The following is a 12,452-nucleotide window of genomic DNA, read 5'->3' as shown; positions in this document are numbered from 1 at the left end:
TGCCCCAGACGCTGGTCGAGCGGCGCGACTCCAACCAGTCGCACCTGCGGATGAGCTACCGGCCCGACGTGGACGTCGACGACCGGCAGCAGCGCGCCGCGATGACCATCTACTCGACGCTGCTGGGCGGCTCGATGGGATCCCGGCTGTTCGACGAGATCCGTGAGCAGCGCGGTCTCTGCTACTCGGTGCACGCCGTGGACCACGCCTACGCCGACGTGCCGGTCCTGCAGCTCTCCGCCGGCCTGGACTCGACGAAGTGCATCGAGGCGTACACCCGGATGCGGGAGATCGTGGGTGAGCTGCACGCCGACGGTCCGACGGAGGAGGAGGTCGCCCGCGCTCGCGCGTACGCCGCAGGCCGCCGCGTCCTGGCGTTCGAGAACACCAACGCGGTGGCGCGGTACGCCGCCAACCAGGCGATCGTGCACGGCGAGGACCTCGACCCCGACCAGGCGATCGCGGCGCTCGACGCGGTCACCTACGACGAGGTCGCCGACATCGCGCGGCGGGTCGACCCCGAGACGCTCTCGGTCGCCTGCGTCGGCCCGCACGACGCCGACGAGTTCTGAGGTCCGCAGCCCGTTCTCCCACGGTGAGGACCGGCTGTGCCACTCTCTGCTGGTCGTGACCGTCGCCGAGACCGTCAACGAGCGCGAACTCGCGCGGTACGTCCAGCGGATCTGCGACCGCTGGACGCTGGAGCGTGCCCTGCTGGGCGGCGCGCGCGTCGAGGACCTGCGGGGAGCCGGGACGCAGCGGGAGCGCGGCGAGGAGTTCGTGCTCGTGCTCGTCTCACGCCACTTCGACGGCGTGCCGTGGCTCGAGCGGGTCTACCAGGCCGGCAGCCTGTGGGACGGCGCGGAGATGGGTGCCAGGGCGGACGTGCACTGCTACACGCCCGCGGAGCTCGAGCGCAAGCTGCTCACGCTCCCGTCCGTGCGGGCCGCGGTCGACCACGGCCTCGACCTGCTCGCGATCTAGCCGATCGCGACCATCCGCTCGATCGGCACGCGGGCGCGCTCCGCGATCGCCTCGGGCACCTTCACCAGACCGGTGCCGTCCCGCAGGCAGTCCCGGAGCTTGGGCAGCGTGATCATCTTCATGTAGCGGCAGCTCGCCTCGGGGTTCGCCGGCACGAACTCGACGTCGGGCGCCGCGAGCTGCAACGGGTAGAGCATGCCGGTCTCCGTCGCCATGACGACCTTCCTGCCCGTGCCCTTCGCGTGCTCGGCGTAGTCGAGCATGCCGCCCGTGGAGAGCATGTGCACGCCCTCGGCGTCGACGTCACCGGCGGCGACGTACTCCATGACGCTCGTCGAGCATCCGCACTCCGGGTGGATGAGGAAGTCGGCGTCCGGGTTGGCTTCGCGGACCGCGGTGATGTCGCTCGGACGGATGCCGGCGTGCACGTGGCACTCGCCGTCCCAGACGTGCATCCTGCGCCCCATCGTCTTCTCGACGTAGGCGCCGAGGAACATGTCCGGGCCGAAGAGGATCTCGGTGTCCTCGCCGTGCTCGCGGTAGATGTGCTCCACGACCTTGACCGCGTTGGAGGACGTGACGCAGTAGTCGGTCAGCGCCTTGATCTCGGCGGTCGTGTTCACGTACATGACCGTCACGGCACCGGGGTGCTTGGCCTGCCAGCCGCGCAGCTCGTCCGGGGTGATCGAGTCGGCGAGCGAGCAGCCGGCGTCGAGATCCGGGATCAGCACGGTCTTCTCCGGGCACAGGATCGACGCGGTCTCCGCCATGAAGTGCACGCCGCAGAAGACGATCGGATCGCCCTCGGAGGCCGCCGCCTGACGGCTGAGTCCCAGCGAGTCACCGACGTAGTCCGCGACGTCCTGGATCTCGGGCAGCTGGTAGTTGTGGGCGAGGATGACCGCCCCGCGCTCGGCGGCCAGCTCGCGCACCTCGGACTGCAGAGCGTGGATCTCTTCGGGTGACGGTGCGGCGACGCCGCCGCGGACCGGGGCCATGGGGAGGTTCATCGCAGGGGCTCCAGGATCAGGGACAGGTCCAGGGCCGGGGCGGAGTGGGTGAGCGCACCGACCGAGATGAAGTCTACGCCCGTCGCCGCTCGGGCCCTGACGCTGTCCAGCGTGACCCCGCCGCTGGACTCGGTACGGGCCCGGTCCCCCACGCGCCGCACCGCCGCCCGCAGCGCGTCCTCGTCGAAGTTGTCCAGCAGGAGGCGGGGCGCGCCGGCGTCGAGCGCCTCGTCGATCTCGGCTTCGTCCCGGACCTCGCAGACCAGCGGCAGGTCGGGGAACCGCGCACGCGCGGCCCGCACGGCCGGGCCGACGCCGCCCGCCATGGCCGCGTGGTTCTCCTTGATGAGCACCTCGTCGAACAGGCCGATGCGGTGGTTGTGCCCGCCGCCGTGCGCGACCGCCTGCTTCTCGAGCAGGCGCAGCCCCGGCGTGGTCTTGCGCGTGTCGAGGATGCGGGTCCCGGTGCCGGCCACGGCGTCGACGTACCGACGCGTGACGGTGGCCACGCCGCTCAGCCGCTGCAGGAAGTTCAGCGCGGTCCGCTCCGCGGCCAGCAGCGCGGCGGCGTCCCCGGTCGCGGTCAACACCGAGGTCCCGGGCTCCAGCAGCTCGCCCTCGGCGACGTGCCAGCGCAGCTCGACCTCCGGGTCGCACGCGCGGAAGGTGCGCTCGGCCGGCGCGAACCCGCTGAGCACGCCCGCGGCCTTCAGCGTGATGCGCGCGGTCCCCCGCGTTCCGGGCGGGACCGTCGCCTGCGCCGTGACGTCGCCGCCGCCCACGTCCTCCGCCAGCGCACGCGCGACGAGGTCCTCGAGATCCCGGGGGTCCATGGCCCGCAGGATATGGCTCGCGCGCCCGTCTACTCGGCCAGGACGTGCACGTGCGCGAACGTCGGGTCGCTGGCGCCGTGCAGCCGCGACCCGCCCGCGACGAGCGCCCGCAGGTACGTCACGGTCTCCGCCGTGATCCGCTCGCCGGGCAGCAGCGCCGGGATGCCGGGCGGGTACCCCGCGATCGACTCGCACGAGACGCGTCCGACGGCCTGCTCGACCGCCACCCGCTCGGACCGCCCCAGGAAGGCGTCCCGTGGTGCGACGACCATCTCGTTCTCGACCACGGCGTGGGGCGCGACGAGGGCCTCCCCCGTGCCGGCCACGGTGATGCGGCCCACGATCTCGTCGATGTCACCCGCGACGCGCTCGAGGGCGATCGGCTCCTCGGCGAGCCCGACGAGCAGGACGAAGGTCGCGTGGGTCGCGAGCTCGACGTTCACGTCGTAGACGCGTCGCAGCGCATCCGCGACCGCGTACCCCGAGCAGCCGGTGCCGCGGACGTCCACGACGATCCGCAGCGGGTCCCAGTCCGCCACGCCGGGCGTGCCGACGAAGTCGGCGCCGATCACCCGGATCCCGGCCACCGTGCCGAGCTTCTCGCGCGTGCGCGAGATCGCCGCGAGCGTCTCGTGCAGCAAGGCCTCCCCGTGCATGGAGAGCTGGCGGCGGGCGCCGTCCAGCGAGGCGAGCAGCAGCGACGAGGGGGACGTCGAGCGCAGCAGCCGCAGCGCGCGGGACACCGCGTCCACGTCGACGCGGCCGCTCGTGCCGACGTGCAGCATCGCGCTCTGCGTCAGTGCGCCGACGATCTTGTGGGTCGAGGTCAGGACCGCGTCGGCCCCCAGCGCCAGCGCGCTCGCCGGAACGTCGGGATGGAAGCCGAAGTGCGGCCCCCACGACTGGTCGACGATCAACGGGACCCCGGCCTCGTGCGCCACGTCCGCGAGCCCGGTGACGTCCGCGCACATGCCGTAGTAGGTCGGGGACACGACGAAGGCGGCCCGCGCGTCGGGCGCGTCGGCGAGCGCCTGGCGCAGCCGCTGCGGATCGACCCCGTGGGCCATCCCCAGCTCCGTCTCGACCTCCGGCGCCACGAAGGACGGCAACCCGCCGCTGAGCACCAGTCCGTCCACGAGCGAGGCGTGCGAGTTGCGCTGCGCCACCACGCGGGTGCCGAGCGGCGCAAGCGCCAGCGCCAGCGCGTGATTGCCCTGCGTCGCCCCGTTGGTGAGGAAGAACGTCCGCTGCGCGCCATACGCCTCGGCGGCGAGGGCCTCGGCCCGCTCGTACGGCGTCGGCGACGGGCCGATGTCGATGCCGTGGATGTCCTGGGGCACGTCCAGCAGCAGCGCGTCGTCCCCGATGGCGTGGCGCAGCCCCGGGTCCGCGCCGACCCCGCCCTTGTGCCCGGGCACGTGGAAGCGGCCCGGCCCGCGGAAGCCGTAGCCGACGACGGCATCGAGGTACGGGGCGCGTGGCTGGTCGTCGCTGAACGGCGTCACGCCTAGACCTCGTCCGACCCGCCCTCGGCCGTCGGAGCCTTCCCGGCGGCACGCAGCAGCTCCGCGCGCACGAACCCGTCGAGATCCCCTTCGAGCACCTTCGCCGCGTCCCCGACCTCGTGACCCGTCCGGTGGTCCTTGACCATCGTGTACGGCTGCAGCACGTAGGAGCGGATCTGCGATCCCCAGCCGACGACCTCGGACTCGCCCTTGGCCTTGGCGATCTCCGCCTTGCGCTCCTGCTCGGCGCGCTCCAGGAGCTTCGCGCGGAGCATCTTCATCGCCGTCTCGCGGTTGGAGGACTGCGAGCGCTCGTTCTGGCACTGCACGACGACCCCGGTGGGGACGTGCGTGATCCGCACCGCCGAGTCGGTCTTGTTCACGTGCTGACCGCCGGCCCCGGAGGCCCGGTAGGTGTCCACCCGCAGGTCGTCGGGCTCGATGGAGACGTCCCCGACCTCGTCGACGATCGGCGCGACCTCGAGGCCGGCGAAGGCGGTCTGGCGGCGGTTCTGGGAGTCGAACGGACTGATCCGCACGAGGCGGTGCACGCCCTTCTCGGCGTTGAAGAGCCCGTAGGCGTTCTCCCCCGAGGCGCGGAACGTCGCGGACGTGATCCCGGCCTCGGTGCCCTCGCTGACCTCCAGGAGCTCGACGGAGAACCCCCGGGACTCCGCCCAGCGCATCTGCATCCGCAGCAGCATCTCGGCCCAGTCCTGGGCGTCGGTGCCGCCCGCACCGGAGTTGATCGTCACGAGCGCGTCGCCGGCGTCGTACTTGCCGGAGAACAGGCGCGCCTCCTCGAGCTCGGCGAGACGGCTCTGGACAGAGGTGATCTGCTCCTCGAGCTCGGCGGCGATCTCGTCGTCCTCGTCGGCCAGCTCGGCGAGACCCTCGAGGTCCTCGGCGTCGCGCTGCAGGGCGCGGAACGCGTCGAGACGTCGCGTAGTGCGCGCGTGCTCGGCGCTGACCTTCGGGGCACGGTCCTGGTCGTCCCAGAAGCCACTGGCCCCCATCTCGGCCTCGAGCTCCTCGAGACGCCGGGCGAGGGCGTCGGGCTGCAGGTGATCGCGGAGCTCGGCGAGTTGCGCGGCTATGGCCTGCAGGCGTTGCGGTGTCGGCTCGGTGGAGGACGGTGTGGACATCGCCCGCGAAGCTAGCAGCGTGCGCCGGGTATGGTCGGATCCGTGAACCTCGTCGCACCGCTGCTGATCCCGCCGAAGCTGCTGCTGCGGGCCCTCGACGACCTCCACACGATCGCGACGGTCGCACAGGACACCTCCCGCCGGCTCGACCGGCTGGAGGCCACCCTCGACGAGGCACTCGCGCTGGGCCACCGGATCGAGAGCATCGGCGGCGACCTGCTCGGGATGGCCGGTCGCATGGACCGCCGCGCCGTCGCGATGCTGAACCTCGGTGAGCGCATCGACGCCCGCGCCGACGCGGTCCTCGCCCTCGGCGAGAAGGTCGACGCGCGCGGCCGGCAGCTCGTCGACGAGGGCCGGCTGATGCAGGAGCGGGCCCGCGAGGTCACCGACCGGGCGGGCGAGCTCGTCGAGGCGCTGCCCCTCCTGGAGCGTGCGCTGGGCCTCGCGATGCCGCTGGAAGGGGCGGTGGAGCGCCTGGGCCGGGTGGCGGACCGGCTCCCCGGCGGTCGCGCCGCCGCCGGTCGCGGCAAGCCGCGCGACGACGCCTGACCGGGCCGCTCGCCCGTCAGCGCAGGTGCCCGGACGGCGCGCTCAGGCGCCGTGGCACTTCTTGAACTTCTTGCCGGAGCCGCACCAGCAGGGCTCGTTGCGCCCCATGGTCTCGGTCTCGGTGACGCGGCGCTGCTGGACGGCGGGGACCGCCTCCTCCTCACCGACCAGGACGTCACCGCCGCCGCCGGCCGCGAGCTCGAGCGCGCTCACGCCCGCGCCACCGGAGTACTGGACGTTGCCCTGCACGGGCCCCGCTCCGGCGGGCGCCTCCGCCGGATCGGCCACGTCACCCTCGACCTCCACCTCGACGTGGAAGATCATGCGGGCGAAGTCCGACCAGATCGTGTTGATCAGGTCCTCGAAGAGCGTGAAGCCCTCGTTCTTGTACGCGACCAGCGGGTCGATCTGGGCGAACCCGCGGAGGTGGATGCCCTCCCGCAGGTAGTCCATGTCGTAGAGGTGCTCCTTCCACCGCTGATCGATGATCTGCAGCAGCAGGTAGCGCTCGAGGGCCCGCATGAGCTCCTCGCCCAGCTCCTCCTGGCGCTCGTCGTAGCGGGCGATCGCGTCGGCGGCGAGGCGCTCGACGAGCTCCTCGCGGGCCATGCCCCCGCCGGCGACGTCCTCCGCCGTGACGCCGACCGGCCAGACGTCCTCCAGCGCGGTCCAGAGACCGTCGAGGTCCCACTCCTCCACGTAGTCGCCGGGCGTGTACTCGTCGACCAGGCGCTGCACGACCTCGCCGAGGTTCTCGCGGGCGGCGCCGCCCATGTCGCGCCCCTCCAGCACGTCGTCGCGGTAGCGGTAGACGACGTCGCGCTGCTTGTTGAGCACGTCGTCGTACTCGAGGACGCGCTTGCGGATGAGGAAGTTCTGCTCCTCGACCTTCTTCTGCGCCTTCTCGATCTGCTTGGACAGCATGCCCGCCTCGATCGGCTCCTCGTTGCCCTCCTCGTCCAGGGTGCCGAGACGGTCCAGGATCTTGTAGATGCGGTCGCCGGCGAAGAGCCGGACCAGATCGTCCTCGGCGCTCAGGAAGAAGCGGGACTCGCCGGGGTCGCCCTGACGGCCCGCCCGGCCGCGCAGCTGGTTGTCGATGCGACGCGACTCGTGACGCTCGGTGCCGACGATGAACAACCCGCCGGCCTCCATCACCTTCTGACGGGCCTCCTCGACGCGGGCCTCGATCGTGCCGGTCACCTTGGCGATGGTCTCGTCGTAGTCGGGGTCCCCCGGCTTGAGTCCGAGCTGTCCCTGGACCTCGAGCGCCGCCAGGTGCTCCGCGTTGCCGCCGAGCTTGATGTCGACGCCGCGGCCCGCCATGTTCGTGGCGATGGTGACGGCACCGAACTGACCCGCCTCGGCGACGATCTCCGCCTCGCGGGCGACGTACTCCGGCTTGGCGTTGAGCACCTCGTGCTTGATGCCGAGCTTCGTGAGCCGCTCGCTGAGCATCTCGGAGACCTCGACGGAGATCGTGCCCACGAGCACGGGCTGGCCCTTGGCGTTGCGCTCGGCGATCTCCCGGACGACGGCGCTCCACTTGCCGTCCTTGGTCTTGTAGACCTGATCGTTCTGGTCCATGCGGACCATGGGCCGGTTGGTCGGGACCTGCACGACGCCGAGCTTGTAGATCTTCATGAACTCGGTCGCCTCGGTGAGGGCGGTGCCGGTCATGCCCGCGAGCTTGTCGTACATCCGGAAGTAGTTCTGGAGGGTGATCGTCGCGAGCGTCTGGTTCTCCTCCTGGACGCGCACCCCCTCCTTCGCCTCCACCGCCTGGTGCAGGCCCTCGGACCAGCGACGCCCGTCGAGGATGCGACCGGTGAACTCGTCGATGATCTTGACCTCGCCGTCGACGACCGCGTAGTCCACGTCGCGCTTGTACAGCGACTCGGCCTTCAGCGACTGGATCAGGTGGTTGACGAGGTGCCCGTTGTCGGCGCGGTACAGGTGGTCGATGCCGAGGAACTTCTCGGCCTTCGCGACGCCTTGCTCGGTCACCGCGACGGTCTTGTGCTTCTCGTCGAACTCGAAGTCGAAGTCGGCGACGAAGTCCTTCTTCATCCGCGGGTCCATGTTCTCCGGCTTCTTGCCGGACACCATGACGCGCGCGAGCTTGGCGAAGCGCTGGTAGTCCTCCGCGGCCTGCTCCGGCGCGCCGGAGATGATCAGCGGCGTCCGCGCCTCGTCGATGAGGATGTTGTCGACCTCGTCGACGATCGCGAAGTTGTGCGTCGCGAGCGGGCGGCCGTCCTCGGTGTAGCGCCCGCCGTGCTGGACCTTCTCCTCCAGCGAGGTGGCCATGTTGTCGCGCAGGTAGTCGAAGCCGAACTCGGAGTTCGTGCCGTAGGTGATGTCGGCGGCGTACGCGGCACGCTTCTCCTCGTACGGCTGCATGTTCTGCAGCACGCCGACCGTCAGCCCGAGGAAGTGGTAGATCGGGCTCATCCACGCGGCGTCTCGACGCGCGAGGTAGTCGTTGACGGTGACGACGTGGACGCCCTTGCCGGCCAGGGCGTTGAGCGTGACGGCGAGGGTGCCGGTGAGCGTCTTGCCCTCCCCGGTCTTCATCTCGGCGATCTGCCCCGAGTGCAGCACCATCCCGCCGATGAGCTGCACGTCGAAGTGCCGCATGCCCATCGTGCGCCGACCGGCCTCGCGGGTCAGCGCGAAGGCCTCGGGAAGAACCTCGTCGAGCGTCGCACCTTCCTCCTGCACGCGCTCCTTCAGCTCCTGGAAGCGCTCCCGCAGCGTGTCGTCGCTCTCGTCCTGGAGTTGCTCCTCGAAGGCCCCGATCGAGGCGACCCGCTTCTCGTAGCTCTTGAACTGCTTCTTCTCGCCGACGTTGAGCGCGCGATCAAGGAGACCCATGGGGTCGAGGGTACCAGCGCAGCGGTGCCCGCCGACCTCGGTGAGGGCGGCGGGCACGCTGTCGATTGCGGAGGCCGTCTCGGCGTCCGCGCACCCCCGGCAAGGGGTGCTGGGCTCGGGGTGACGGCGGCTGCCGTCGGGGTTCGCTCAGATGGCGGCGTCCATGCGTTGACCCAGCCCTCCGAGGGCGCGGGCCTCACGCCGGTGCTTGCGCACCTCTTTGCGACGCTTGACCTGGCGGGCGAGCTCCTGCTCGCAGAGGTTGATCGCGTGACGCAGATCGCGGGCCGCGTCCTGGGCGCGCAGGGTGACGCCCTTCATGTGGAGTGTCGCCTCGACGACGTGCTTCTCCGCGATACGGGGGTTCGCCTCTTCGAGAAGCTCGATCTCGAGTGTGGCGTTGTTCACCTGCCGGCCGATCTTCGCGAAGCGCTTCCGCACGTGCTCACGGAGCTCATCCGTGACGGGGACGTTGCGGCCCTTGCACTCGATCTGCATCCCATACCTCCTGGGTCGGGTTGGCTGATGGTGCGGCGGACTCTACGGACCCCCGTACGGGGGCGCAACACCCCTTCCGTCCAGATGTGCTAACCCAAAAGTAGGGAGTCCGATCGGAGGGGCCGGGCCCGTCAGCGCAACGTGCGAACCCCGGTCAGCGCCCCGACCGACACCACTCCGCCCGTGTTCAGGGACCGTGCGCACGCGTCGAGCGTCGCGCCGGTCGTGTGGACGTCGTCGATCAGCACGACCCGATCGCCCGGCGTCCCGACGACCGCGACGGCGATCCTTCCGGCGCGTAGCCGCTCGTCGCGCCCCGCGCCGAGCTGGTGGGCGCCGTCGTGCTCGCGGCGCAGGCTGTGGGCCACCGGCCGTCCAGTGCGGCACGCCACGGCCTCGGCGAGCAGGGCCGCGTGGTCGATGCCGCGCTGGCGGCGCCGTCCCGGATGGGGCGGCACGGGGACCAGGGTCGCGTCCCGGAGGAGGGCGGCCGGGGCGGTCGCGGCGATCGCCGCGCCGAGCACCCCGGCGGCCGCCGTCGCCCGCCGGAACTTCAGCGCCGACACGAGCGCGCGGGCGGGTCCGCCGTGGGCCAGCGGCGCCCACGCGAAGCGGTACGCGTGCCCCGCCGCCGGGCACCGGGTCCCGCAGCGCCCGGGCAGACCGCAGCGGGCGCAGCGAGGACCGTCCAGCCACGGCAGCGCGCGGCGGCACGCGGCGCACAGGTCACGGCCCGGCGCGCCGCAGGCAAGGCACACGGGCGGGACCAGCAGATCGACCAGATCGCGGACGAGCATCCCGCCATCGTGGGACGGCCCGGCGTCACGAATCCAGACCCACCTGCAACGATCGTGCGTGATGTCGCCGGAAACCTCGTGGACGTTCTCCCCAGGGCCGCTCATCCTGGTGGCCCTGCTGCTGGGTTCGTACCTGTGGCGCTGGCGGGCGATCCGCGCGACGCCGACCGGACGCCGCGACGCGCCGACCTGGCGCCTGGCCGTGTACCTGACCGGCATCGTGGCGCTCGCCGGCGCGCTCTTCTCGCCCATCGACGTGCTCGGCGAGCAGATCTTCGCGATGCACATGGTCCAGCACGTGCTCCTGATCGACGTGGTGCCGATCCTCCTGCTGCTCGGGCTCACCAAGGTGATCCTGCGCCCGGCCACGCGGCTCCTGCACCCGGTCGAGACGCGGCTCGGGTTCTTCGGCGGGCCCATCTTCGCCGTGCTCGTGTACGTGGGACTGATGTGGCTGTGGCACGTCCCCACGCTCTACGACGCCGCCGTGCGGCACGAGACCGTGCACGTGCTCGAGCACGTCTGCTTCACGTTCGCGGGAGGCCTGTACTGGTGGCACCTCCTGTCGCCGATCCGCTCGCGGCTCGCGCTGCGCGGGCTCGGCCCCGTCGTCTACATGGCGGGCACCAAGGTCTTCGTCGGGCTCCTCGGGATCTTCCTCACGTTCGCGCCGAACGCCCTGTACGAGGTCTACGAGGACCAGCCGCGCTTCTGGGGCCTGAGCGCCCTCGACGACCAGGCCCTCGCCGGCGCCATCATGGCCATCGAGCAGTCGATCATCATGGGCATCGCCCTCGCCTACCTGTTCGTCCGCGCCCTCGAGGAGTCCGACCGCGCCGACGAGCGCGAAGAGCGCTTCGCCGACGTCTGAGGCGCGTGTGCCGCCGGCGCGCAAGGAACGCGCGCACAAGATCCACACGTCGTCGGATTCCCGTCACGGTTCACGCGCCACGCTTGGAGGGTGCACCGTTTCAGCGACCCTCAGCGACGCTCAGACGTCCCACCCCCTACGGCAGCCCGCGTCGGGCGGATCGCGACGGGCCAGTACGGCGTCGTCCATCGCACCCAGCTCGCCGCCCACGGGATCGCTCCCCGCACGATCGATCGGTGGTTGGCGAGCGGCCGGCTCCTGAAGCTGCACCCCGGCGTCTACGCGGTGGGGCACGCCGCCTTCCCCGACCTCGCCCCCGTGATGGCCGCGGTGCTCGCGACGGCCCGCTGGGACCGTGACCACGGCACCCACCGCGGCGCCGCCGCGAGCCACACCGCCGCGGCCGTCCTCCTCGACGTCCGGGATCGCGGGCGGCGAGGCGGCACCGTGCACGTCACGACGGAGACCAGGCGCACCGCCCGTGGCGTGATCGTCCATCACACCCGCCGTCTCGATCCGGCGGACGTGACGACCATCCGCGGCGTACCGGTGACCACGTTCGCCCGCACCGCCATCGACCTCGCCGAGATGCTCGAGCCGCACTGGCTCGAGCGGACCCTCGAGCGCGCGGCGGTGAAGCGCGTGCTCGACGAGTCGGCGCTGCAGTCCGCGATGGACCGACACGCCGGCCGGCGCGGCATCGGTCCGCTGCGCGCCGCACTGGCGACCGGCCGGCACCTCGATCCCCAGACGTGCGACAGCGTGCTCGAGGAGCTGTTCCTGAACCTGATCCGCCGAGCCGAGCGCCCCGGCCTGCCCCACCCGCAGATGCAGCGCACCGTGCGCCTCTCCGGTGGGGAGCGGTTTCGCGTCGACGCGCTGTGGCGAGCGCTCCGGGTCGTCGTCGAACTCGACTCGCGCTGGCACGACCCCGCGGGCGCGCGCCTGCGCGACCGCGCGCGGGACCGGGCACTGCGACGCGACGGGTACCTCGTCTACCGCTTCCGCTACGCCGACGTCGTCCAGCGGCCAGGCTGGGTCGTGGCGACGGTGCGCTCCCTGCTCGCCGAAGCGGCCTACCGGCGCGTCGCTTGAGCCTCTCCGTAGGGGGTGCCGCGTTTCAGCGACCCTGAGCGTCGCTGGAACGTCGCACCCCCGCGTTCCCGCGGGGGCGTTGGGGGTCAGTCCGGTCGGCGCAGCGAGGCGGCGATCCCGACGTGGCCCGCGATCGCGCCGATCAGGATCGCTTCCGGCGCGACGTGCGTCCCCGGCAGCACGATCGACTCCTTCAGGCACGCGCCGTCACCGACCACGGCCTCGTCGCCGAGCACGAGCGGGCCCTGGAGACGGACGTTCTTGCCGATCCGCACGTCGCGACCG

12 protein-coding genes and 1 pseudogene are annotated in these 12,452 nt (G+C 71.7%); 5 read left to right on the top strand and 8 right to left on the bottom strand.

Features of this window, described 5'->3' with window-relative positions; all coding sequences use genetic code 11:
- Both ABYE80_RS09655 and ABYE80_RS09650 read left to right on the top strand, forming a co-directional pair.
- Nucleotides 1-572, top strand: a 572-nt coding sequence (locus ABYE80_RS09655) for a M16 family metallopeptidase (RefSeq protein WP_372790068.1), incomplete at its 5' end; no start/stop codon positions are given.
- A 55-nt stretch (nt 573-627) separates the two neighbouring features.
- Nucleotides 628-984, top strand: coding sequence for a hypothetical protein (locus ABYE80_RS09650; RefSeq protein WP_372790067.1), 357 nt, complete (start codon nt 628-630; stop codon nt 982-984).
- Here ABYE80_RS09650 and nadA read toward each other — a convergent pair.
- Genes nadA through prfB form a run of 4 tightly spaced genes read right to left on the bottom strand, consistent with a single transcriptional unit; the run spans nt 981 to nt 5,477 of the window.
- Entirely contained in the window at nt 981-1,994 is a 1,014-nt protein-coding gene (nadA, locus tag ABYE80_RS09645) for a quinolinate synthase NadA (protein WP_372790066.1), read from the bottom strand. The two genes, ABYE80_RS09650 and nadA, sit on opposite strands and share 4 nt — an antisense overlap.
- Nucleotides 1,991-2,827, bottom strand: a complete 837-nt coding sequence (gene nadC, locus ABYE80_RS09640; RefSeq protein ID WP_372790065.1) for a carboxylating nicotinate-nucleotide diphosphorylase — start codon at nt 2,825-2,827, stop codon at nt 1,991-1,993. Before nadC ends, nadA begins: the two co-directional genes overlap by 4 nt.
- 29 nt (nt 2,828-2,856) lie before the next feature.
- Nucleotides 2,857-4,332, bottom strand: a complete 1,476-nt coding sequence (locus ABYE80_RS09635) for an aminotransferase class I/II-fold pyridoxal phosphate-dependent enzyme (protein ID WP_372790064.1) — start codon at nt 4,330-4,332, stop codon at nt 2,857-2,859.
- 2 nt (nt 4,333-4,334) lie between these two features.
- A complete protein-coding gene (gene prfB, locus ABYE80_RS09630) occupies nt 4,335-5,477 on the bottom strand; it encodes a peptide chain release factor 2 (protein ID WP_372790063.1) in 1,143 nt (380 codons plus the stop codon).
- A 42-nt stretch (nt 5,478-5,519) separates the two neighbouring features.
- On the opposite strand from prfB, the gene ABYE80_RS09625 reads away from it, so the two are divergent.
- Nucleotides 5,520-6,029 carry a hypothetical protein gene (locus ABYE80_RS09625; protein WP_372790062.1) on the top strand — a complete coding sequence of 170 codons (510 nt, stop codon included), beginning with the start codon at nt 5,520-5,522 and terminating at the stop codon, nt 6,027-6,029.
- A 42-nt stretch (nt 6,030-6,071) separates the two neighbouring features.
- On the opposite strand, the gene secA is transcribed toward ABYE80_RS09625, so the two are convergent.
- From secA to ABYE80_RS09610, 3 genes are all read right to left on the bottom strand, one after another.
- On the bottom strand, nt 6,072-8,906 hold the full coding sequence (gene secA, locus ABYE80_RS09620; RefSeq protein WP_372790061.1) for a preprotein translocase subunit SecA: 2,835 nt from the start codon (nt 8,904-8,906) through the stop codon (nt 6,072-6,074).
- Nucleotides 8,907-9,053: 147 nt separating this feature from the next.
- Nucleotides 9,054-9,404 carry a ribosome hibernation-promoting factor, HPF/YfiA family gene (gene hpf / locus ABYE80_RS09615; RefSeq protein ID WP_372790060.1) on the bottom strand — a complete coding sequence of 117 codons (351 nt, stop codon included), beginning with the start codon at nt 9,402-9,404 and terminating at the stop codon, nt 9,054-9,056.
- Between the two features lie 131 nt (nt 9,405-9,535).
- Entirely contained in the window at nt 9,536-10,201 is a 666-nt protein-coding gene (locus ABYE80_RS09610; RefSeq protein ID WP_372790059.1) for a ComF family protein, read from the bottom strand.
- Between the two features lie 61 nt (nt 10,202-10,262).
- Here ABYE80_RS09610 and ABYE80_RS09605 point away from each other — a divergent pair, with 61 nt between their 5' ends.
- Nucleotides 10,263-11,072 (top strand): cytochrome c oxidase assembly protein, encoded by an 810-nt coding sequence (locus ABYE80_RS09605; RefSeq protein ID WP_372790058.1) that lies wholly within the window; start codon nt 10,263-10,265, stop codon nt 11,070-11,072.
- A gap of 90 nt (nt 11,073-11,162) precedes the next feature.
- Nucleotides 11,163-12,167, top strand: a complete 1,005-nt coding sequence (locus ABYE80_RS09600) for a type IV toxin-antitoxin system AbiEi family antitoxin domain-containing protein (RefSeq protein ID WP_372790057.1) — start codon at nt 11,163-11,165, stop codon at nt 12,165-12,167.
- 86 nt (nt 12,168-12,253) lie between these two features.
- Here the strand turns inward: ABYE80_RS09600 and ABYE80_RS09595 are convergent.
- Nucleotides 12,254-12,452 (bottom strand): annotated as a pseudogene (locus ABYE80_RS09595) (NDP-sugar synthase); the annotation flags it as partial.

The organism is Paraconexibacter sp. (genome assembly GCF_041602235.1).
Classification (GTDB): Bacteria; Actinomycetota; Thermoleophilia; order Solirubrobacterales; family Solirubrobacteraceae; genus Paraconexibacter.
This window is presented reverse-complemented; position numbering and strand designations above follow the sequence as displayed.

Bases quoted from the DNA above. Each gene is read 5' to 3' on its own strand.
- nadA (WP_372790066.1), bottom strand. From the start codon at position 1,994: ATGAACCTCCCCATGGCCCCGGTCCGCGGCGGCGTCGCCGCACCGTCA.
- nadC (WP_372790065.1), bottom strand. From the start codon at position 2,827: ATGGACCCCCGGGATCTCGAGGACCTCGTCGCGCGTGCGCTGGCGGAG.
- prfB (WP_372790063.1), bottom strand. From the start codon at position 5,477: ATGTCCACACCGTCCTCCACCGAGCCGACACCGCAACGCCTGCAGGCC.
- secA (WP_372790061.1), bottom strand. From the start codon at position 8,906: ATGGGTCTCCTTGATCGCGCGCTCAACGTCGGCGAGAAGAAGCAGTTC.
- hpf (WP_372790060.1), bottom strand. From the start codon at position 9,404: ATGCAGATCGAGTGCAAGGGCCGCAACGTCCCCGTCACGGATGAGCTC.
- ABYE80_RS09610 (WP_372790059.1), bottom strand. From the start codon at position 10,201: ATGCTCGTCCGCGATCTGGTCGATCTGCTGGTCCCGCCCGTGTGCCTT.
- ABYE80_RS09605 (WP_372790058.1), top strand. From the start codon at position 10,263: ATGTCGCCGGAAACCTCGTGGACGTTCTCCCCAGGGCCGCTCATCCTG.